Here is a 19,355-nt window from a genome sequence, read left to right as displayed (position 1 = left end):
ATTACGTTGAGAAAGCTGTGCAAAACATAGTAAAAGATTCATAACCCCCGGTGGGGGTGCTTGTTAACGTTGTCAAGAGCCGGGAGCTGCCCTTTCTGACGATCTGTGCGGCTGGGCTTCGCAAAGGTTTTCAAAGCTTGACGCGGGGCGAGAACGCGCCGTGCGCCACGGAGACAGCCTCTCAGGCCTGACGGGCACTCCGGTGTCACCTGCCCTTGTTCAACGCTTCTGAGAGAGCCGTTTTTCAAAAACTAGTTCTCGCAGGCCACGCCGTCCCCGTCGCGGTCCAACTTCCCGCTATATCCGGGAGACCCGGCGTAGAGCGGTGCCGCACCCGCAGCACGAACTGCGGCGCAGTTTGCGTAGTAAGTTGCCGCCGGAGCCGGAGCCGGAGCCGGAGCCGGAGCGGGCGGAGGAGCGTCCACGTCAGCGCCAATTCCAGCACCAGCGCCCGCCCCGGCGAAACCGCGCATGACCGTATCGGGTGCCGGTTCAGGTTCCGGCGCGGCCTCCGGTGCCACTTCTTCGGTGGTCGTTTCCGCAGGTTCGGCGGTGGTGGTCACAGTCTCGGTCGCGGTAGTGGTCTTGGTGACCGTCGAGGCCGACTCGGTGACGGTCACGGTGGAGGCGACACCTGCTTCCCCGTCGTCGGAGCCGCAGGATGAAGCGAGGCCGAAAATGAGCAAGAGGGAACCGCCGACGATCGCGAGAGGCTTAACGCAGCCGCGTGCGTTAGCGCCGGTGGGAGAGGGGGTGGACATGGGCAATCCAATCAACGAAGGAGGGTGAATCTGCAAGAAGCATAGGAATTCACTGGCACCTTCGCACCTGAAACAGTTTCCGGGGGCACTACCAGGGGGTGCCCACCACGAGACCGTGGTCGTCGCTGTTCACGAACACGTCGAGAGCGGCGTGGGCCATCTCGTCCGCGAGGGCCTGTCGGTCGAACTGCTGCGGGAGCGGGAGACGGTCGAGTTCGGACCTGAGGGTCGCTGTGAAGCGGTCATGGACGGATAGGCCGGAACCGTCTAAAAAGCGGAGGTAGTCGTGGGGTGAAGTCATGGTTTGGAGGATATCGGGGTCTAGAAAACCTTGACATAGACAGCTTGGTCTATTATGCTTTTTGTCATGACTCCCGAAGCAAGAAAACAAATCACAGAGGAAGAAGCTCGCGCACTTTTTGGCTCCCTTAAGGAGTCGCTGCTGGCTGGAAATGACCATGAGGTCTCCCGCAGAGTCGAGGAGGCGCTGGATGGCGACCCGACTCGCTGGTGGACCTATTCCGATCGTTGGACCCTGGGTGGCACGAAGTTCATCCTTTTGGGGGAAGAATTGAGCGATGAGGACACGGATCAGCTCGATTGTCTGCACGATAAGGGGTTTGCCATTTATCATGCGGGAAGAAAGGGTAGTGAGGAACGATGGCTATCGATCACTATCCCCGGCGAAGAGGTTCAGCCGTTCTCCGAGATTCACCGGGCAACGCCCTAGGAAGTTGATGTGCGGAGTGTGGCATGGAGACTACCCCCGCTAGGCCAAGTGGCACGAACCATGGCACGCGGCGGAAGTGGAACAGGAAAAACAAGCCCCTAGCAGGGCAAATAGAGTTTAAAGTTCGTCCCCAGCTAGGACCACAGAAAAGACACCCCCTCCGCCGGAATTCCGGCCGTGAGGGGGTGTCCGCGTTTCGGGTGGAGGTAGAGGATCCCCGGGGTGAGGATCGCCCGGCACCCGCAGCTGCCGCATATGAGGCCCACCGTTGCGGTGGCGCTGGGATTTCTGCTGGTCATCGCCGTGGGCACGGCCGTCCTGGCCTCCTCCTGGGCCGGCGTCGACGGGCGCCCCACCCCGCTTCTCGACGCCCTCTTCACCGCCACGTCCGCCGTCAGCCTCACCGGCCTGATCACCGTGGACACCGCCACGCACTGGTCGACGGCGGGGCAGGTGACCATCCTGCTGCTGATTCAGGTCGGCGGTCTGGGGTTCATGACGCTGGCCTCCCTCCTCGGGCTCCTGCTCGCGGGGCGGCTGGGTCTGCGCAGGCGCCTCGGCGCCACCGCCGAGGGCCGGGGCCTTCATCTCGGCGACGTGGCCTGGGTGATCCGCGCGACGGTGGCCTTCAGCTTCATTGTCGAGGCCGTGGTCGCCCTGGCGCTGGCACTGCGGTTCCGCGCCGCCTACGGCCATTCCTGGGGCAGGGCGGCGTGGGAGGGGATATTCCATGCGGTGTCGGGGTTCAACAACGCCGGCTTCGCCCTCTACACAGACAACGTCATGGCCTTCGCTCTCGACGCATGGATCCTGCTGCCGCTGGCCGTGGCTCTGATCTTCGGAGGGATCGGCTTCCCCGTTCTGCTGGAAGCCGTCCGCCGGACCCGGTCCGCGGCCAGTGGCCGGCCGCGCCCCAGGTGGAGTCTGACCGCGCGCTTCACCTTCACCGGCACGGTGGTCCTGGGGTTGGCGGGCACCGCGCTGGTCGGGCTGGGCGAATGGAACGGAGCACTGGCACAGGCCGGCGAAGCGGCGGGGGCCGGGTCCGCCCCCGGCACGGGAGTGCGCCTGCTCAACGCCTTCTTCGCGGGCGTCAGTCCCCGCACCGCGGGCTTCAACGCGCTGGACTACGCAGATTTCCACCCGTCGACCCTGCTGGGCACCGATCTGCTGATGTTCATCGGCGGTGGTTCCGGCGGCACGGCCGGCGGGGTGAAGATCACCACTGCGGCGGTTCTGGTTGCCGCGGTGGTGGCCGAGACCCGCGGGGACAGCTCCGTCGCGGCGCACGGGCGCACCGTCGGCGGCGGCGTCGTGCGGCAGGCGCTGGTCATCGTCTCCGCCTCCGTGACACTGGTCGCAGGCTCGACCATGGCGATACTCTTCATCGCGCCCGCCTTCACCACGGACCAGGTGGCTTTCGAGGTCGTCAGCGCTTTCGCCACGGTGGGCCTGTCCACCGGGATCACCGCCGACCTGCCCGCCGCGGCCCAGCTGCTGCTCGTTGTCCTCATGTTCGCGGGCCGTGTCGGACCGCTCGCACTGGCCACCGCCCTGGCGGCGCGCACCCGCGGCCGCCTGTTCGACTACCCCGAAGAAAGGCCCTTCATTGGCTGACATGTTCAACCGCGGCCCCGCCTCCGGTTCTGCCACTCCCCGCGGACCCGTCTACATCCTCGGCCTGGGCAGGTTCGGCCGCGCCCTCGGCGAGGAACTGATTGCGAGCGGCATCGAGGTCCTCGGGGTGGATTCCGATCCGCGGATCGTCCAGGAAGTGGCGGGAACCTTCGACCACGTCGTCACCGCCGACACCACCAGTCCCGAGGTTCTGCGCCAACTGGGCGTGGGCGAAGCCACCCGCGTGGTCATCGCCATCGGCCGGCACATCGAGGCCTCGCTGTTGACCGCCTCGGCGGTCGTGGAGATGGGGGTGCCTTCGGTGTGGGCCAAGGCCGACAACCTCGCCCACGCGAAGATCCTCGGCCAGATCGGCGTGCACCACGTCATCCGGCCGGAGGCCGACACCGGGCGGAGGGTGGCGCACCTGATGGGCGGCCAGCTGCAGGACTACCTCGAGTTCGAGCGGGGCTTCGCGGTGGCGAAGATCGCCCCGCCGGTCCGCGCGCTCCAGCACGCGGTGGGGGAGGTCAACGGCCGCCGTGGCGGGGCTGTCGAGGTCCTCGCCGTGCGCCCGCGCGACGGGCAGTTCCGGCGGGCGGAGGCGGAGGACGTCCTGCAGCCCGGGGATCTGGTCATCGTGGCGGGGCACGTCAAGGCGATCGAGGAGTTCGCGGCGGGCCGGTGACCTCCGGACCCCGGGGCTGTCGACGGTGTCCTATTTCACAGGCCCGGGGAGACGGCGCGATTGTCCCAGGCTGCGGCCCTGATTGCGTCAATTGCGGTTGCGTCAACTGAATAAAAGGGGTCCCAGCAGGGGATACACCGGGAACTAAGTGGGTCCGCGTTCCGACAATTCTTATGATGCCCGCACCGAGCGGGTATCGTATGCCCACACAGTCCCGCAGTTCTTTCTCCATCGAAGGTGGATCTCCGCAGTGTTCATGTTCCGTTCCCGTCCGCTCCAGACCCTGACCGCTGCCGCAGCCGTGACAGCCGGCCTGGTTCTGTCTGCTCCGGCGGCGCTGGCACATGACCTGGTGATCGGCGGCAACCCCGCCGACAAGGAGGTCCTCCAGGAGTTCCCCGACCGGATCGAGCTGGAATTCTCCGGCTATGTGATGGAGGACTTCAACACCTTCGCCGTCTCCGACGCCGCCTCCGAAGAGGTCCTCTTCTCCGGCGAGCCTCTCGTCGACGGCCGCCTGGTGAGCCTGGACGTCCCGGCGGACGTGGATCCGGGGGCCGGCGACTACCGCCTCGGCTTCCAGATCACGTCGTCGGACGGACACTCCACCCGCGGCATGACCACCTTCTCGGTGGCCGACGACAACGGTGGGGCTGCCGCTCCGGCAGAGCAGGAAGGGGAGACCGAAGTCTCCGCCGACCAGCAGCCGGAGGCGACGGGACTGCCGGAGGGGCCCATCACCTGGGTCCTGGCGGGCGTGGGCATACTGGCCGTCCTCGGCGTCATCGCGATGATGATCGCCCGGGGCCGAAACACCACACAGGAGTAAACGATGTTCACCCGAGGCCGTATCGCACTGTCCGTTCTCGCCGTCTCCGCGCTCGCGCTGGCCGGCTGCACCTCCGATGAGGGCGGCACCGAAGCCACCACGACCGCCACCACCGCGGTCGAGAGCGCCGGGACCACCACCGCACAGGCAGCCGCCGAGGGCGTCACCTTCACCGAGGGTGTCGTCCGCGCAAAGGGCACCGACAAGGAGATGACCGGCATCTTCGGCACCTTCACCAACAGCACGGACGAAGAGATCAACGTCGTCGGTTTCGAGTCCGACTTCGAGGGCGCCGCTTATGAGCTCCACGAGGTCGTGGACGGCGTCATGCAGATGAAGCCGGGCGGTTTCGTCATCCCGGCCGGTGAGACCTACGAGCTCGCCCCGGGCGGGGACCACATGATGATCATGGATTACATGGAGGAGATCCCGGCCGGCGACGTCGTCGACATCACCGTCGAGCTTTCCGACGGCTCCACCTTCGACGTCGAGGATCTGCCGGTCCGCACCATGAACCCGGGCGACGAGGACTACAGCCAGGACGGCGGCCTCATGGGCCACCAGTCCGGCATGCAGGAGCAGGAGCAGAACCAGTCCGGCATGGAGACTGAAGAGCAGAACTAGCCCCCGACGCCCGCCAGCTCCCGCACCAGCACCCAGGAAGTAGATGACCGTCATGTCCCCGTTGTCCCGTCGTGGTTTCCTCACCGGGTTGTCCGTCACCGCCGGCGGAGCCGCCCTCGCCGGTTGCGCCCGCGCGGCGGAGCCGCCGCCGAACGGCATGGCGCAGGGTAGCGACGGCGGGCAGGCGGGCGTCGAGACGCGGCTGCAGGATGCGATCGTGGCTTTCGACGGGGAACACCAGGCGGGTATCGCCACTCCCGCGCAGGCGAACCTCAACCTCATCGGGTTCACCCTGTCCGACGGCGTCGACCGCGCCGGAGTCACCCGCCTGATGCGGTCCTGGACCGAGGACTCCCGGCGGTTGTGCACCGGCGAAGTTCCGTTGGGCAGCCTGGAGCCGGAGCTCGTGGCGGCTCCCGCGAACCTGACCGTCACCTGCGGATTCGGGCCCAGTGTCTTCGACGCCGCGGGTCTTGAGGGGCAGCGCCCGGACTGGCTTAAGCCGTTGCCCGAGTACAACCTCGACCAGCTGGACCCGAAGTGGGGGCAGACCGACCTGGTCCTCCAGGTGTGCAGCGACGACCCGCTCATGCTCTCGCACGCGACGCGCCACCTGGTGCGTTCGGGCGCGGACTACGCGCGCGTCCAGTGGATGCAGCAGGGCTTCCTCAACGCGGACGGCGCCCGCGCGGAGAGCGAGACACCGCGCAACCTCTTCGGCCAGGTCGACGGCACCGTCAACCCGCGGGAAGGAGAGGCCTTCGACGAACAGGTGTGGATCAAAGACGACGGCCCAGCCTGGATGCAGGGCTCGACCTCGATGGTGCTGCGCCGCATCAACATGAACATGGACACCTGGGAGATGCTCGACCGCAAATCCCGTGAGGAGTCCATGGGACGCCGCCTGGACAACGGCGCACCCTTGACCGGCGAGAAGGAATTCGACACGCCGGACTACGAAGCCACCGACAAATACGGCTTGCCCGTCATCGACCGGCAGAGCCACATGTTCCGCGCGAAGGCCCCCGACGATCATCCGGAGCAGAAGTTCCTCCGCCGGCCCTACAACTATGACATCGCCCCGGAGCCCGGCTCGGAGCAGCTGTCCAACTCCGGCCTGGTGTTCCTGGCGTTCCAGAAGGACCCGGTGCGGCAGTACGACCCGGTGCAGCGACGCCTCGACGAGGCAGACCGTCTCAACGAGTGGATCACCCACATCGGTTCCGCGGTGTACTGGGTCCCGCCGGGAACCAGCGCCGACGGCCGCGGACGGGACGCCTTCTGGGCCCAGTCGCTTCTCGAGGACGCCTGAACCCGGGCGCCTGACCCCCACGTCACTCCCGGAAGGCGCCCGCCCGCGGGGTAGTATGTTGCGCAGCGACTGCGCCATGCGCAGCCGTGCCCGTCATGTTGTGCAGGCAGCGGCCAGGTATGCCGCTGTCTGCGTGAGCGCAAGTTAAGGAGCGCAGCACGCCCATGGTGAACATCACCGCACCCGCTTTCCCCTCGTTCAAGGTTCCGGCCGGCACGGCCGTAGGCACCGCGATGCGGGACCTCGAACTGCCGAACAAGGGCCCGGACGCCGTCGTCGCGGTCGAGGACGCCGAGGGCAACCTGCGCGACCTGTCCCACACCCCGGAGGCGGACGCCGAGTTCACTCCCGTTCCGGCCAGTTCCGAGGCCGGCCGCGCGGTCATCCGCCACTCCTGCGCCCACGTCCTCGCACAGGCCGTCCAGGCCGAGTTCCCGGGCACGAAGCTGGGCATCGGCCCGGCGATCGACAACGGCTTCTACTACGACTTCCAGGTCGCGGAACCCTTCACCCCCGAGGACCTGAAGAAGCTCGAATCGCGGATGAAGAAGATCATCAAGTCCGGCCAGCGCTTCGAGCGCCGCGTCTACGAATCCGCCGAGGCGGCCGCCGAGGAGCTCAAGAACGAGCCCTTCAAGTTGGAGCTGGTCCAGGACAAGGGCAACGTCGACCCGAACTCCGACGAGGCCACCGAGGTCGGCGCCGGCGACCTGACGGCCTACGACAACGTCAACCCCCGCTCCGGCGAGGTCGAGTGGTCCGACCTGTGCCGCGGCCCGCACATCCCGACGACCCGGTACGTCCCCGCCTTCACCCTGACCCGTTCCTCCGCCGCCTACTGGCGCGGCGACCAGGCCAACGCGGGCCTGCAGCGCATCTACGGCACCGCCTGGGAGTCCAAGGAGAAGCTCGAGGAGTACCAGACCATGCTCGCCGAGGCCGAGAAGCGCGACCACCGGCGCCTGGGCAACGAGCTGGACCTGTTCTCCTTCCCGGACGAGATCGGCTCTGGACTGCCGGTGTTCCACCCCAACGGCGCGGTCGTGCGCATGGAGATGGAGGAGCACTCGCGCCGCCGCCACATCGAGGCCGGTTACTCTTTCGTGACGTCCCCGCACGTGACCAAGGGCGACCTCTTCGAGAAGTCCGGCCACCTGAGCTTCTACAAGGAGGGTATGTTCCCGCCTCTGCAGCTCGACGCCGAGTACGACGACGAGGGCAAGGAGACCAAGCCCGGCCAGGACTACTACCTCAAGCCGATGAACTGCCCCATGCACAACCTCATTTTCGACTCCCGGGGCCGCTCCTACCGCGAGCTGCCGCTGCGGCTGTTCGAGTTCGGCACCGTCTACCGCTACGAGAAGTCCGGCGTGGTCCACGGCCTGACCCGCGCCCGCGGCTTCACCCAGGACGACGCCCACATCTACTGCACCGAGGACCAGCTCGAGGAAGAGCTGACCAGCGTGCTGGAGTTCATCGTTTCCCTCCTCAAGGACTACGGCCTGGACGACTTCTACCTCGAGCTGTCCACCAAGGACCCGAAGAAGTACGTCGGCGACGACGACATCTGGGAGCGGTCCACCGCAATCCTGCAGCGGGTGGCCACCAACTCCGGGCTCGACCTGGTCCCGGACCCGGAGGGCGCGGCTTTCTACGGCCCGAAGATCTCCGTGCAGGCCAAGGACGCCATCGGCCGCACCTGGCAGATGTCCACCGTGCAGCTGGACTTCAACCTGCCGGATCGTTTCGAGTTGGAGTACACGTCCCCGGACGGTTCGAAGCAACGCCCGATCATGATCCACCGCGCGCTCTTCGGCTCCATCGAGCGCTTCTTCGGGGTGCTGCTCGAGCACTACGCCGGCGCATTCCCCGCCTGGCTGGCACCCCACCAGGTGATGGGCATCCCGGTCGCGGACGACTTCGCCCCGCACCTGGAGGCCGTCGCCGCGCAGCTGCGCAAGAAGGGCATCCGCGCGGACGTGGACACCTCCGACGACCGCATGCAGAAGAAGATCCGCAACCACACCACCGGCAAGGTCCCCTTCATGCTGCTGGCCGGCGCCCGCGACGTGGAGGCCGGCGCCGTGAGCTTCCGCTTCCTCGACGGCACTCAGGTCAACGGGGTTCCGGTGGCCGAGGCGGTCGACCTCATCGACGCCTGGGTGCGCGACCGCATCAACGACCAGCCGAGCGAGGATGCTCTTGCAGCCCGCCGCTGAGGAGACTGCCGGGGAGTCCGCCGGGCAGACCTGGACCGACACCGGTGTCGGCGAGCCGGACGGGTTGACCCGGCTGTGGGCGCCGTACCGGATGGGTTACATCAAGAAGCGCCCGCCGCAGGGTTCGGGCCAGCCGCACGAACCCTTCGTCGAGGCGCCGAAGATGTCTGATGAGGACGCGCTGATCGTCGCCCGGGGAGAGCTGGTCTACGCGATCCTCAACCTGTACCCCTACAACGCGGGCCACCTCATGGTGATCCCGTACCGTCAGGTCGCCGAGCTGGAGGACCTCACGGCGGAGGAGAGGACGGAGCTGATGAGCTTCGTCACCACGGCCGTGAAGGTGCTGAAGAAGGTCTCCCGGCCGGAGGGCATCAACGTCGGATTCAACCTGGGCAAGGCGTCGGGCGGCTCGGTGGGCAATCACCTGCACATGCATGTCGTTCCCCGCTGGCCGGGCGACGCCAACTTCCTCACCATCCTCGACGGGACGAAGGTGCTGCCGCAGCTGCTCCGCGACACCCGCGTACTCCTCGCGGACGCATGGGTGGAGGTCGCCCGTGCTTAGTACCCGCGGCCGTAGGCCGGCATCGATCGTCGTGGAGCCTGTGGCCCGCGGCCTGCTGCGTATCGGCCTGACCCCGAACATGGTCACGGTCATCGGCACTGTGGTGACCATGGGTATCGCTGTGCTGCTCATCCCGGCCGGCCACCTGGTGTGGGCGGCGGTGGCCTCCGCAGTCTTCACCGCCTTCGACATGGTCGACGGCACGATGGCCCGCCTGCGCGGCGGGGGGACCAAGTTCGGCGCCACTCTCGACGCCACCTGCGACCGGATCACGGACGGCGCCCTCTTCGCCGCGATCACCTGGTGGCTGATCTTCAGTTACCAGCCGCACCCCTCGCTCATCGTCGCCTCCTTCGTGGTGCTGGTGGCCTCCCAGGTGATCAGCTACGTCAAGGCGCGCGGCGAGGCCAGCGGCTTCCGCATCGTCGGCGGCCTGGTCGAGCGGCCGGAGCGCCTGATCCTCGGCCTGACGGGCCTCGGGCTGCAGGGCCTGGGTGTGCCCTACGCCATCGACGTGGCGATCTGGGCGCTGGCTGCCGGGTCGGTGTACACCGTGCTCCAGCGCCTGTACACGGCGTCGCGCGACCGGCAGGCGGAGGACCGCATCGCCCCGCCGCCCGGCACCCGGGATTCGGATCCGATGGGGGCCAACGCGCGATGAACCTACGCGATCTCGACCCGGCGGCCCTGGGCTACCTGGCGGGCTGGAAACTGGTCCGCCATCTTCCGGATCAGCTCGCGGAGCCGCTGTTCAACCTCGGCGCGGACTACGCCTCCGGCCACGGCCGCGGGATGGAGATGCTGCGCCGGAACCTCACCCGGGTGGTGGGGGCGGAAAACGTCACCGCTGAACTGGTGCGTGATTCGGTGCGTTCGTACGCCCGGTACTGGCGGGAGGCGTTCCGCCTGCCCGCCATCAAGGACGACCTCGACCTGGACGCCCGGCTGACGCGTGGTTTCGTCGGACTCGAGCATCTGGACGCTTCCCACAGCTCGGGCCGGGGAGTGGTCCTCACCCTGCCGCACTCGGGGAACTGGGACATGGCGGGGATGTTCGTGGTGCGCCGCTACGGCGCAATCACCACCGTCGCCGAGCGGCTGAAGCCGGAGGTGCTCTACGACGCCTTCGTCGACTACCGGGAATCCCTGGGGTTCGAGGTGCTGGCCCATGCGGGCGGCACGCCCCCGTACCCGCGTCTGCGCGAGGTGCTGCAGGAGGGGGGAATCGTGGCCCTGCTGGGTGAGCGCGACCTCCGGCGCAGGGGAGTGGAGGTCGACTTCTTCGGCGAGCGGACCACCATGCCCGCGGGGGCGGCCCGCCTGGCCCTGGACACCGGCGCCGCCCTGCATGTGGCGCACTGCTGGTTCACCGGGGACGGGTGGGGAATGTCCGTGTCGGAGGAGATCGAGGCGGACACGCCCGAAAAATCGGTGCAGCGCGTGGCCGACCGGTTCGCAGTGAACATCGCGGAGCACCCGGCGGACTGGCACATGCTGCAGCCGCTGTGGCCGGCGGACGCGAAGAAGCGGGGCGGGGTCTAGTGCGCGTCGGTATCGTCTGCCCGTACTCCTTCGACCAGCCCGGCGGGGTGCAGGCGCACATCCTCGACCTGGCGGAGGTGCTCATCTCCCAGGGCCACCATGTGGAGGTGCTGGGTCCGGCCTCGGACAAGGCGGAGCTGCCCGATTACGTCACCCGCGGCGGGCGCAGCGTACCCGTCCGCTACAACGGTTCCGTCGCCCGTCTGACGTTCGGCCCGGTGGTGCGGGCGAAGGTCCGCGAGTTCATCACCGGCGGGCGGTTCGACGTCCTCCACATCCACGAGCCCAATTCCCCCAGCTACTCCCTGGCGGCGCTGTGGATGGCCACGGGGCCGATCGTGGCCACGTACCACGCCTCCTCCGCGGGGTCGTTCCTGCTGCTGCTCGCGCGGCCGCTGCTGCGTCCCGCGCTGGAGAAGATCCGGGGCGGCATCGCCGTGTCCGAGATGGCCCGCCGCTGGCAGGTGGAACAGCTGGGCGGGGACCCGGTGCTCATCCCCAACGGGGTGGACACCGCCAGTTTCGCCGCCGCCCGCCGGCCTTCGGAGGGGCCGGTGGAGATCGTCTTCCTCGGCCGGCTGGACGAGTCGCGCAAGGGGCTGGACATCCTGCTCCGCGCGCTCGAGTTCCTCGACCGGGAGGTCCGCGTGACCGTCATCGGCGGTGGGCGGGCGCGCCAGGTGCCGGGCGTGGATTTCGTCGGCCGGGTCAGCGACGCGGAGAAGATCGAGATCCTCGGGCGGGCCGACATCTACGTCGCACCCAACACCGGGGGAGAGAGTTTCGGGATCGTCCTCGTGGAGGCGATGGCCGCGGGATGCGCGGTCGTCGCCAGCGACCTCGAGGCCTTCGCCGCGGTGGTCGACGACGCCGGGCTGCTCTTCGAGATGGGCAACGCCGTCGACCTGGCCGATAAACTCCGCCTGCTGGTCGACGACCCCGCCGCCCGCGCCCGGCTGGTTGCCGCCGGGGAGCGGCGTGCCCGGCGCTTCGACTGGGACACCGTCGCCCACGACGTGCTCACCGTCTACGAGACCGTCGCCGACGGCACCGTGGTGGGGGTGGAGTGATGGTCTGGTGGATTCTGCTGGCGGTCGCCGTCACCGCCGTGACCTTGTGGGGGTTCTACACCGCCCAGCGGCTCAACCGGCTGCACATCCGCACGGACGCGGCGCTGGCGGCGCTGCAGGCGGCCCTGGACCGGCGCGCGGCGGTGATCGCGGCGCTGCTGCCCGGGACCCACTCCCTCGCCTCGGCTGCGGAGGCGGAGCCGCTGGTGCAGGGCGGTTTCGAGGACCGCGCCGCCCGAGAGCGCGACCTCTCCGACGCCCTGGTCCCGTTGGGCGACGACCTGCCGGCCCAGCTCGTGGACGCCGAGGTGCGCGTCCAGCTGGCACACCGCTTCTACAATGACGCGGTGGCCGACACGCGGGACCTCCGGCTGCGGCCCATGGTCCGGTTGCTGCGGCTGGGCGGCACTGCGCCGTTGCCGGAGTTCTTCGCCTACTACTCCTGACCCTTGCATACCGGGCGGGGTATTGGCATCATGGGGCGCATGCTCATCTGGCGCGGCCGGACCATCCTTCCCCTCTACGGGCTCCTCGCGGCAGCACTCACCGTGCTGTTCATCGGCATCCCCACCGACATCATCCCGACCCCGGTATTCGGGCGCGAGGTGCCCGTGCGGTGGTGGGAATACCCGGTTCTCGGGGCGACTGCCCTGCTCACCGGCGCCTGGTTCAGCATCGGCCGCGGCACGGCACAGGATAGGCCGGAACGCAGCGGGCTGATGAGCGCGGGCGTGTTCGCCGCCTGGTTCGCCGTGGCGTGCCCGGTGTGCAACAAGCTGGTGCTGCTGATGCTCGGCACCTCCGGCGCGATGGGCCTGTGGGCGCCCGCCCAGCCCTACGTCGCCGCCCTGTCGCTCGTGCTGCTGCTCGCCTCCGTCGTGTGGAAGTGGCGCTCGAAGATGGACGGGTGCGCCGACGGATCCTGCACGGTCAGCGGGGACCGTACGTCCGCCGGCTCTCCTGCACCAGCCACGCCGCAGCCAGCAACGTGAGCAGCACGACGATCACGTTTCGTACCGCCAGAACGGTGATCTCGGTGCCGGCCTCCGCCGGGCCCAGCCATAACGGGTCGTAGTTGAAGGGGTAGATCCAGGTTCCCAGGCCCGCGGCGAGCACTGTCAGCAGCGCCATCACGGGCACCAGACGGGAACGCGTGGCGTAGAGGGCCACCGCCAGGATCGGGCCCACCCACACGATGTACTGCGGGGAGAACACCTTGTTGGTCGCGATCAGCAGCAGCACCAGCAGCAGCGAAAACGCCAGCGTGGGGGAGGGGCTCCACCGGCCTGCCATCAGATTCCGCACCGCCCACGCGACGGCGAGCAACAGGACGGCGCCCATCGCGACGTCCACGACCGTGGATGCCGCGGCGGTTCCTGGGCCGGCGATCTCGAAGCTCTTCGAGGCGGCGTAACCGGTCCAGTACCGGCCCGGCTCCCGGAATTCGCTGACGAGGAACGGTGTGGCAGCCAGCGACTCGATCTGGATGCCCCGGTCGCCCTGGTACGTCAACGGGCTGAGGAGCCGGTCCAGGCCCGAGGTCGCCCATGTGACGCCCACCAGGGCGGCCAGCGTGCCGAAGAAGACGAGCAGCCGCACCCACGTGTCCGACCGCCGCACCGCGCCGACCAGGCCGGCGGCGAGCACCCCCGGCCACAGTTTCACGGCGGTCGCCAGGGCGAGAACCGCCGATGCCCAGGCCGGGCGGATGAACAGCAGGGCGGCGTACCCGCCCACCAGCACGCCGGGGAACAGGTCCAGGCGAAGCCAGAACACCTGCCCGGCCGCCGTGCCGAACACCACCCAGAACCACGCGGCGCGGAAGCGGCGTTCGCGGCCGAGGGTGAGGAGGAGGGCGAGGAAGGCGGCGTCGACAAGCGCCATCATCACGGCGAAGCCGATGAGGAAGCCCGTCACGTCGGGGCCGGTGACCAGTCCCAGCAGCCGGACCGGCCAGACGCCGGCGTCCGGGTACTCGGTCATAGCCGAGGGATCGTCACCGAACAGGCCCCGGTGGTAGTAATGCACGTCGCCCAGCGGGTGCGGTTGCACCAGGATGAGGCCGGTGAGCGCCAGGCGAGCCAGGATCCAGCCGAGCCACACCAGAGGCACTGAGGAGAGTCTTCGCACCCGGCGATCCTATCGCGCCCGGGTGGAAAAGACCGGGTTACCGGCCCGGCCCCGGAGCTTTTCTAGTTGACGCGGTCGGCGATGGCGTCCGGGTCGTAGGGCTGGCCGACGAGCAGCAGGACCGTGAAGACGGCCGCGATGACGACGAGCAGCACCGCGATGGAGCGGGCCGGGCGCCGCACGAACTGCGCCAGCACCTTCTCCGGCACGGTGTCGGGCCGCTCCTCCGCCCCGCTGAAACGCCAGCCGCCGTCGAGCAGCCCCTTACGGTCCGCCCACAGGGTGAAGGGCCACGCCGCGAAGGGGACGACGGACACAGCCAGTCCGACGATGCCCTGGGCGGGGGACCAGCGGTTGTTGATCCACAGCAGGGCGGTGATGGCCAGGAACGTGAGGAAGCCGAAGCCGTGTATGCCGCCGGCGATCGGGGTGAGCGCCTCGGTGACGCCCGAGTACTTGAGGATCATGCCGAGGATGAGCAGGGACCAGGTCACCATCTCCGTGAGGGCGGCAAAACGGTGGAATGCCTTGGGGGACAGTCTGTGGCCGGTGGTTCGGGTCGTCGTGGTCATGTGGGCTGATGCTACCGGGAGAGGCCGGGAAGAAAAGAGTCGACGGGCCCCCGGGAAAGGAAACTGGGGTCAACCGACCTGGTGACCCGGACGCCCTGGGTAAAGTCACAGTCAATCAAAGGCTGAGAAGGGGACACATGAGAGATATCGAGTACATTCTCGGGCTCGAACGCATCGACAACGACATCTACCGCGGCCCGGCGGTGGAGTCGGAGCTCACCCGCACGTTCGGCGGCCAGGTGGCGGCGCAGGCGCTCGTCGCGGCGACCGAGACCGTCGACGGAGACAAGACGGTCCACTCCCTCCACGGCTATTTTGTGGCGCCGGGCAAGTCCGCGGACCCGACGGTCTTTCTCGTCGACCGGCTCCGCGACGGGCGCAGCTTCTCCTCCCGTCAGGTGCGCGCCGTCCAGGACGGGGAGACGATCTTCTCCATGCAGGCCAGCTTCCACCGCCGCGACGACGTCGGCCCGGAGCATTCCGACCGCATGCGGGACGTGCCGATGCCGGAGACCCTGACCGACGACCCCTCCACCATGCCCAGGTCCTCCCGCAACCTGCTGGAGGAGTGGGGGGACTGGGATATCCACGTCGTCCCGCCCGAGAGCTACGAGCACAACAAATACAGTCCCAGCCAGCAGGTCGTCTGGTTCCGCTCCCGGCGTCCGCTCCCCGACGACGAGACCTTTCACATCTGCACCCTGGCCTACATGTCCGACATGACGCTTCTGCATTCGTCGCTGGTGCCGCATCCGGATCATCGCGTGCAGATGGCCAGCCTCGACCACGCGATGTGGTTCCTGCGGCCGTTCCGCGCCGACGACTGGCTGCTCTACGACCAGATCTCGCCGTCGGCCTCGGGAGGGCGCGCGCTGACCCACGGCCGCATTTTCGACCGGGCGGGAAATCTCGTGGCTGTGGTCACCCAGGAGGGGCTCACGCGCACCCTGCGGGAGGGGGCGCAATCCGTCCCCCGGAAAACGGACGGTGCGAAATAACGGGATGAATGGATGACCTGCGTATAATCGGGCGGGTCAATCCAGCCGACGTCCCCGCCGGCTCTGCGTAGCCCGCTCCCCCGACTTTCCGAGGACGGGGTTGAGCGCGCAGGAGACCAGGCGGGGCAGGACGAAAGGGAACCGATGGCAGGCCACTCGAAGTGGGCAACCACCAAGCACAAGAAGGCTGCGAACGACGCCAAGCGCAGCAAGGAATGGGCCAAGGCGATCAAGAACATCGAGGTCGCGGCCCGCATGGGCGGCGGCGACCCGGCAGGCAACCCCACGCTCGACGACATGATCAAGAAGGCCAAGAAGGCCTCCGTCCCCGGCGACAACATCGAGCGCGCCCGCAAGCGCGGCGCCGGCGAGGAGGAGGGCGGCTCGAACTGGGAGAACATCACCTACGAGGGTTACGGCCCCAACGGTGTGGCCGTCCTCATCGAGTGCCTCACCGACAACCGCAACCGCGCAGCCTCCGAGGTGCGCACCGCGATGTCGAAGAACGGCGGCAACCTGGGCGAGTCCGGCTCCGTCGCGTACATGTTCACCCGCACCGGCATCGTCCTGGTCGACAAGGGCGAGCTCACCGAGGACGACGTCCTCATGGCTGTCCTCGACGCCGGCGCGGAGGAGGTCAACGACCTGGGCGAGAAATTCGAGGTCGTCTGCGCCCCTACCGATCTCCCGGCGGTGAAGGAGGCGCTGGAGGAGGCCGGCATCGAGGTCGACGACTCCGACCAGGACTTCCGAGCCTCAGTGGAGGTGCCCCTCGACGTCGAGGGAGCGAAGAAGATGATCCGGCTCATCGACGCGCTCGAGGACTCCGACGACGTGCAGAACGTCTATTCCAACATGGACCTGTCCGACGAGGTCATCGCCGCGCTCGACGCCTGATCCCCACTTTCGGACATGTGTGCTATAAGTTGGGGGTGAAGGCGCACAGGAAGGCACGGGCAGCGGAGTGAATCTCAAGGGACTGCGGGTGATGGGGATTGACCCCGGACTGACCCGCTGCGGCCTGTCCGTGGTCGAGGCGGGCCACGGCCGGGCGGTGATCCCGATCTCCGTCGGAATCGTCCGCACCCCGGCGACGGCGGAGCTGCCCGAACGGCTGCTGCGCCTGTCCACCGGGGTCAACCAGTGGATGGACGACTACCGCCCGGACGTCGTCGCCGTCGAGCGGGTGTTTGAACGCGGGAACGTCTCCACGGTCATCCACACCGCCCACGCCTCCGGGGTGCTCGTCCTGGCGGCCGCGCAGCGCGGGATCCCGGTGCACATGTACACCCCCTCCGAGGTCAAGAAGGCGGTCTCGGGCAATGGTCGGGCGGACAAGAAGCAGATGACCGCCATGATCACCCGGATCCTGGGGCTCGCCGAACCACCCCAGCCGGCCGACGCCGCGGACGCCCTCGCGTTGGCGGTGTGCCACTGCTGGCGCGCACCGCTGCTGGCCCGCACCGCCGCCCTGCTCAACTCCGAAGGAACCAAGAAATGATCGCCTCCCTGCGCGGTACCGTCATCGGCATCGGCCTGGACCACGCTGTCATCGAGTGCGCCGGCGTGGGCTACCGCGTGGAAGCCACCCCCACGACGCTGGCCACCCTGCGGCGCGGCGAGGATGCGATGATCCTCACCAGCCTCACGGTGCGCGAAGACGCGCACATCCTGCACGGCTTCAGCTCCGACGAGGACCGCGCCATGTTCCACCTCCTGCAGTCCGTCTCGGGGCTGGGCCCCCGCCTGGCGGTGGCCGCCCTGTCCGTGCTCAACGCGGGCGAACTCTCCCAGGCCATCGCGGGCGAGGACGCGAAGGCACTGCAGCGCATCCCGGGCGTGGGGAAGCGGATGGCGGAGCGGCTCATCCTCGAACTCAAGGACAAGGTGGCCACCTTCGTACCTGCGGAACCCGCGGGAACGGCGGCGCCGACGCTGCCCACCGTCGCCGAGGCCGTCGCGGAGCAGGTCGTCGACGCCCTCATCGGGCTGGGCTTCAGCGACCGGGTCGCGCAGCCGGTGGTCGAGGGCGTGCTGGCCGAGGAACCTGCGTTGGACACCTCCGCGGCGTTGCGCAGAGCCCTCACCCAGCTGGGCAGGAAGTAGGTAGGCCGTGAGCGACATGGAGCGCACGGAGTTCGCCCTGCCGGAGGACCGCGACGTCGACATGCACCTCCAGGACGGAGAGCAGGACGCCGAGACCACGCTGCGCCCCCGCAGCCTCGACGAGTTCATCGGCCAGCACAAGGTCCGGGAGCAGCTCTCCCTCGTGCTCGCCGGCGCACGGAACCGCGGGGTCACCCCGGACCACGTCCTGCTCAGCGGCCCCCCGGGCCTAGGTAAGACGACCATGGCCATGATCATCGCGCAGGAGCTCAACACCAACCTGCGCATGACCTCCGGCCCGGCGCTGGAACGCGCGGGCGATCTGGCGGCGATGCTGTCGAACCTCATGGAGGGCGACGTCCTGTTCATCGACGAGATCCACCGCATCGCCCGCCCCGCGGAAGAACTCCTCTACATGGCCATGGAGGATTTCCGCATCGACATCATCGTGGGCAAGGGGCCGGGAGCGACGTCCATCCCGCTGGAGTTGCCCACCTTCACGCTGGTCGGCGCGACCACCCGGTCCGGTATGCTCACCGGGCCGCTGCGGGACCGTTTCGGCTTCACGGCGCAGATGGAGTTCTACGACGTCGAGGACCTGACCCGCGTGGTCACCCGCGCCGCCCGGATCCTGGACGTGGCGACTGACCCGGACGCCGCCGTCGAGATCGCCTCCCGCTCGCGGGGGACACCCCGCATCGCCAACCGTCTCCTTCGGCGGGTGCGGGACTTTGCGGAGGTCAACGGCGACGGGCACATCGACCTCGCCGCCGCGCAGGGGGCCCTGGAGGTCTTCGACGTCGATGAACTGGGCCTCGACCGGCTCGACCGGGCGGTGCTCTCCGCGCTGGTGCGCGGGCACGGCGGCGGCCCCGTGGGCGTCAACACACTGGCGGTCGCGGTGGGGGAGGAGCCCGGCACCGTCGAGGAGGTGTGCGAACCCTACCTGGTGCGCGCCGGACTGATTGCGAGGACCGGACGGGGCCGGGTGGCCACCGCCTCGGCCTGGCGGCACCTCGGGCTGGAACCCCCGGAGGGCACCATAGGCATGTTCTAGCACTTCCGGGTGGTGCCGGCAGGAAACGATCTGGCAGACTGGCCCACCATGGACCTTCTTCTGCTACTTCTCATTGCGGCCGTATTCATCCTTCCCTCCTTCTTCATGATGCGCACCCAGCGCAGGCGCCAGGCCGAGCTGCAGAGCATGCAGGCCGCCCTGAATGCCGGCGACCGCGTTGTCACCGTCGCCGGCATCCACGGCACCATCGTCGGCGCGCGCGACACCGAGCTCGACATCGAGATCGCCCCGGGCACGGTCGTCGTCATGGACCGCATCGCCGTGCTGCGGCCGCAGGGCGGCGCGGCCTCCGCCGCCGGTTACGACTCCACCTACGACGCCTCCTCTCAGACCCCTGGTCTCCAGCGCCCGGAGAACACGCAGCACCCGGCCGAGCCCGAGCCGCGTGACTTCCCGGAGCACCCGGAGAACCGGCCCACCGACGGCGGGCATCCGGAAAACCGCTAGGCTCCGCGGCCGGCGCACCTCCCACAGCCACCCACCAGGCGGGCACACCGCCCGGGAGGGTGGC

The 19,355-nt window shown here is 68.4% G+C and carries 23 protein-coding genes; 19 read left to right on the top strand and 4 right to left on the bottom strand.

Annotated features, from left to right (window positions below; genetic code table 11):
* Positions 1-251: 251 nt before the first annotated feature.
* Both B840_RS13805 and B840_RS06990 read right to left on the bottom strand, forming a co-directional pair.
* Entirely contained in the window at positions 252-473 is a 222-nt protein-coding gene (locus B840_RS13805) for an excalibur calcium-binding domain-containing protein (protein WP_229676634.1), read from the bottom strand.
* 376 nt (positions 474-849) lie between these two features.
* Positions 850-1,062: a hypothetical protein gene (locus B840_RS06990; RefSeq protein WP_042621555.1), complete on the bottom strand. Its 213-nt coding sequence runs from the start codon at positions 1,060-1,062 to the stop codon at positions 850-852.
* A gap of 66 nt (positions 1,063-1,128) precedes the next feature.
* On the opposite strand from B840_RS06990, the gene B840_RS13480 reads away from it, so the two are divergent.
* The 13 genes from B840_RS13480 (at position 1,129) to B840_RS06930 (ending at position 12,952) form a co-directional block, all read left to right on the top strand.
* Positions 1,129-1,491 carry a hypothetical protein gene (locus B840_RS13480; RefSeq protein WP_156971863.1) on the top strand — a complete coding sequence of 121 codons (363 nt, stop codon included), beginning with the start codon at positions 1,129-1,131 and terminating at the stop codon, positions 1,489-1,491.
* 255 nt (positions 1,492-1,746) lie between these two features.
* Positions 1,747-3,108, top strand: a complete 1,362-nt coding sequence (locus B840_RS06985) for a TrkH family potassium uptake protein (RefSeq protein WP_042621554.1) — start codon at positions 1,747-1,749, stop codon at positions 3,106-3,108.
* Position 3,109: 1 nt separating this feature from the next.
* Positions 3,110-3,796 (top strand): potassium channel family protein, encoded by a 687-nt coding sequence (locus B840_RS06980; protein WP_042621553.1) that lies wholly within the window; start codon positions 3,110-3,112, stop codon positions 3,794-3,796.
* Between the two features lie 256 nt (positions 3,797-4,052).
* On the top strand, positions 4,053-4,625 hold the full coding sequence (locus B840_RS06975) for a copper resistance CopC family protein (protein WP_042622594.1): 573 nt from the start codon (positions 4,053-4,055) through the stop codon (positions 4,623-4,625).
* A 3-nt stretch (positions 4,626-4,628) separates the two neighbouring features.
* Positions 4,629-5,249 (top strand): copper chaperone PCu(A)C, encoded by a 621-nt coding sequence (locus B840_RS06970; protein ID WP_042621552.1) that lies wholly within the window; start codon positions 4,629-4,631, stop codon positions 5,247-5,249.
* A gap of 52 nt (positions 5,250-5,301) precedes the next feature.
* On the top strand, positions 5,302-6,561 hold the full coding sequence (locus B840_RS06965; protein WP_042622593.1) for a Dyp-type peroxidase: 1,260 nt from the start codon (positions 5,302-5,304) through the stop codon (positions 6,559-6,561).
* A gap of 164 nt (positions 6,562-6,725) precedes the next feature.
* Positions 6,726-8,780: a threonine--tRNA ligase gene (gene thrS / locus B840_RS06960; protein WP_042621551.1), complete on the top strand. Its 2,055-nt coding sequence runs from the start codon at positions 6,726-6,728 to the stop codon at positions 8,778-8,780.
* A complete protein-coding gene (locus tag B840_RS06955; protein ID WP_042621550.1) occupies positions 8,758-9,348 on the top strand; it encodes an ATP adenylyltransferase in 591 nt (196 codons plus the stop codon). The genes thrS and B840_RS06955 overlap by 23 nt, the downstream gene beginning before the upstream one ends.
* Entirely contained in the window at positions 9,341-10,009 is a 669-nt protein-coding gene (gene pgsA / locus B840_RS06950) for a phosphatidylinositol phosphate synthase (protein ID WP_042621549.1), read from the top strand. The genes B840_RS06955 and pgsA overlap by 8 nt, the downstream gene beginning before the upstream one ends.
* The gene (locus B840_RS06945; RefSeq protein WP_042621548.1) at positions 10,006-10,890 is read left to right on the top strand and encodes a phosphatidylinositol mannoside acyltransferase; all 885 of its coding nucleotides are present in this window, start codon (positions 10,006-10,008) and stop codon (positions 10,888-10,890) included. The genes pgsA and B840_RS06945 overlap by 4 nt, the downstream gene beginning before the upstream one ends.
* Positions 10,890-11,960, top strand: coding sequence for a glycosyltransferase family 4 protein (locus tag B840_RS06940; protein WP_042621547.1), 1,071 nt, complete (start codon positions 10,890-10,892; stop codon positions 11,958-11,960). The genes B840_RS06945 and B840_RS06940 overlap by 1 nt, the downstream gene beginning before the upstream one ends.
* Positions 11,957-12,406 carry a LemA family protein gene (locus tag B840_RS06935; RefSeq protein WP_156971862.1) on the top strand — a complete coding sequence of 150 codons (450 nt, stop codon included), beginning with the start codon at positions 11,957-11,959 and terminating at the stop codon, positions 12,404-12,406. Before B840_RS06940 ends, B840_RS06935 begins: the two co-directional genes overlap by 4 nt.
* 39 nt (positions 12,407-12,445) lie before the next feature.
* Positions 12,446-12,952, top strand: a complete 507-nt coding sequence (locus B840_RS06930; RefSeq protein ID WP_042621545.1) for a hypothetical protein — start codon at positions 12,446-12,448, stop codon at positions 12,950-12,952.
* Here the strand turns inward: B840_RS06930 and B840_RS06925 are convergent.
* Positions 12,891-14,072 carry a DUF2029 domain-containing protein gene (locus B840_RS06925; protein WP_156971861.1) on the bottom strand — a complete coding sequence of 394 codons (1,182 nt, stop codon included), beginning with the start codon at positions 14,070-14,072 and terminating at the stop codon, positions 12,891-12,893. The two genes, B840_RS06930 and B840_RS06925, sit on opposite strands and share 62 nt — an antisense overlap.
* Before the next feature lie 80 nt (positions 14,073-14,152).
* On the bottom strand, positions 14,153-14,629 hold the full coding sequence (locus B840_RS06920; protein ID WP_042622591.1) for a DUF3817 domain-containing protein: 477 nt from the start codon (positions 14,627-14,629) through the stop codon (positions 14,153-14,155).
* 170 nt (positions 14,630-14,799) lie between these two features.
* Between B840_RS06920 and B840_RS06915 the strand changes: the two genes are divergently transcribed.
* From B840_RS06915 to yajC, 6 genes are all read left to right on the top strand, one after another.
* Positions 14,800-15,660, top strand: a complete 861-nt coding sequence (locus B840_RS06915) for an acyl-CoA thioesterase (RefSeq protein ID WP_042621544.1) — start codon at positions 14,800-14,802, stop codon at positions 15,658-15,660.
* A 144-nt stretch (positions 15,661-15,804) separates the two neighbouring features.
* Positions 15,805-16,557, top strand: coding sequence for a YebC/PmpR family DNA-binding transcriptional regulator (locus B840_RS06910; protein ID WP_042621543.1), 753 nt, complete (start codon positions 15,805-15,807; stop codon positions 16,555-16,557).
* A 67-nt stretch (positions 16,558-16,624) separates the two neighbouring features.
* The gene (gene ruvC, locus B840_RS06905) at positions 16,625-17,161 is read left to right on the top strand and encodes a crossover junction endodeoxyribonuclease RuvC (protein WP_042621542.1); all 537 of its coding nucleotides are present in this window, start codon (positions 16,625-16,627) and stop codon (positions 17,159-17,161) included.
* The gene (gene ruvA / locus B840_RS06900) at positions 17,158-17,766 is read left to right on the top strand and encodes a Holliday junction branch migration protein RuvA (protein ID WP_042621541.1); all 609 of its coding nucleotides are present in this window, start codon (positions 17,158-17,160) and stop codon (positions 17,764-17,766) included. The genes ruvC and ruvA overlap by 4 nt, the downstream gene beginning before the upstream one ends.
* Positions 17,767-17,773: 7 nt before the next feature.
* Positions 17,774-18,823 (top strand): Holliday junction branch migration DNA helicase RuvB, encoded by a 1,050-nt coding sequence (ruvB, locus tag B840_RS06895; RefSeq protein ID WP_042621540.1) that lies wholly within the window; start codon positions 17,774-17,776, stop codon positions 18,821-18,823.
* A 48-nt stretch (positions 18,824-18,871) separates the two neighbouring features.
* Positions 18,872-19,291 carry a preprotein translocase subunit YajC gene (gene yajC, locus B840_RS06890; protein WP_042621539.1) on the top strand — a complete coding sequence of 140 codons (420 nt, stop codon included), beginning with the start codon at positions 18,872-18,874 and terminating at the stop codon, positions 19,289-19,291.
* Positions 19,292-19,355 lie beyond the last annotated feature (64 nt).

Origin of the sequence: Corynebacterium marinum DSM 44953 (assembly GCF_000835165.1) — a bacterium.
GTDB classification, from domain to species: domain Bacteria; phylum Actinomycetota; class Actinomycetes; order Mycobacteriales; family Mycobacteriaceae; genus Corynebacterium; species Corynebacterium marinum.
Note: the sequence above shows the minus strand (reverse complement) of the source record. Positions and strands in the feature narration are given on the sequence as shown.

Excerpts from the sequence above, each read along its gene's own strand:
- B840_RS13805 (WP_229676634.1), bottom strand. The coding sequence starts at position 473 with ATGCGCGGTTTCGCCGGGGCGGGCGCTGGTGCTGGAATTGGCGCTGAC.
- B840_RS06990 (WP_042621555.1), bottom strand. The coding sequence starts at position 1,062 with ATGACTTCACCCCACGACTACCTCCGCTTTTTAGACGGTTCCGGCCTA.
- B840_RS13480 (WP_156971863.1), top strand. The coding sequence starts at position 1,129 with ATGACTCCCGAAGCAAGAAAACAAATCACAGAGGAAGAAGCTCGCGCA.
- B840_RS06985 (WP_042621554.1), top strand. The coding sequence starts at position 1,747 with ATGAGGCCCACCGTTGCGGTGGCGCTGGGATTTCTGCTGGTCATCGCC.
- B840_RS06980 (WP_042621553.1), top strand. The coding sequence starts at position 3,110 with ATGTTCAACCGCGGCCCCGCCTCCGGTTCTGCCACTCCCCGCGGACCC.
- B840_RS06975 (WP_042622594.1), top strand. The coding sequence starts at position 4,053 with ATGTTCCGTTCCCGTCCGCTCCAGACCCTGACCGCTGCCGCAGCCGTG.
- B840_RS06970 (WP_042621552.1), top strand. The coding sequence starts at position 4,629 with ATGTTCACCCGAGGCCGTATCGCACTGTCCGTTCTCGCCGTCTCCGCG.
- B840_RS06965 (WP_042622593.1), top strand. The coding sequence starts at position 5,302 with ATGTCCCCGTTGTCCCGTCGTGGTTTCCTCACCGGGTTGTCCGTCACC.
- thrS (WP_042621551.1), top strand. The coding sequence starts at position 6,726 with ATGGTGAACATCACCGCACCCGCTTTCCCCTCGTTCAAGGTTCCGGCC.
- B840_RS06955 (WP_042621550.1), top strand. The coding sequence starts at position 8,758 with ATGCTCTTGCAGCCCGCCGCTGAGGAGACTGCCGGGGAGTCCGCCGGG.
- B840_RS06945 (WP_042621548.1), top strand. The coding sequence starts at position 10,006 with ATGAACCTACGCGATCTCGACCCGGCGGCCCTGGGCTACCTGGCGGGC.
- B840_RS06930 (WP_042621545.1), top strand. The coding sequence starts at position 12,446 with ATGCTCATCTGGCGCGGCCGGACCATCCTTCCCCTCTACGGGCTCCTC.
- B840_RS06915 (WP_042621544.1), top strand. The coding sequence starts at position 14,800 with ATGAGAGATATCGAGTACATTCTCGGGCTCGAACGCATCGACAACGAC.
- B840_RS06910 (WP_042621543.1), top strand. The coding sequence starts at position 15,805 with ATGGCAGGCCACTCGAAGTGGGCAACCACCAAGCACAAGAAGGCTGCG.
- ruvA (WP_042621541.1), top strand. The coding sequence starts at position 17,158 with ATGATCGCCTCCCTGCGCGGTACCGTCATCGGCATCGGCCTGGACCAC.
- yajC (WP_042621539.1), top strand. The coding sequence starts at position 18,872 with ATGGACCTTCTTCTGCTACTTCTCATTGCGGCCGTATTCATCCTTCCC.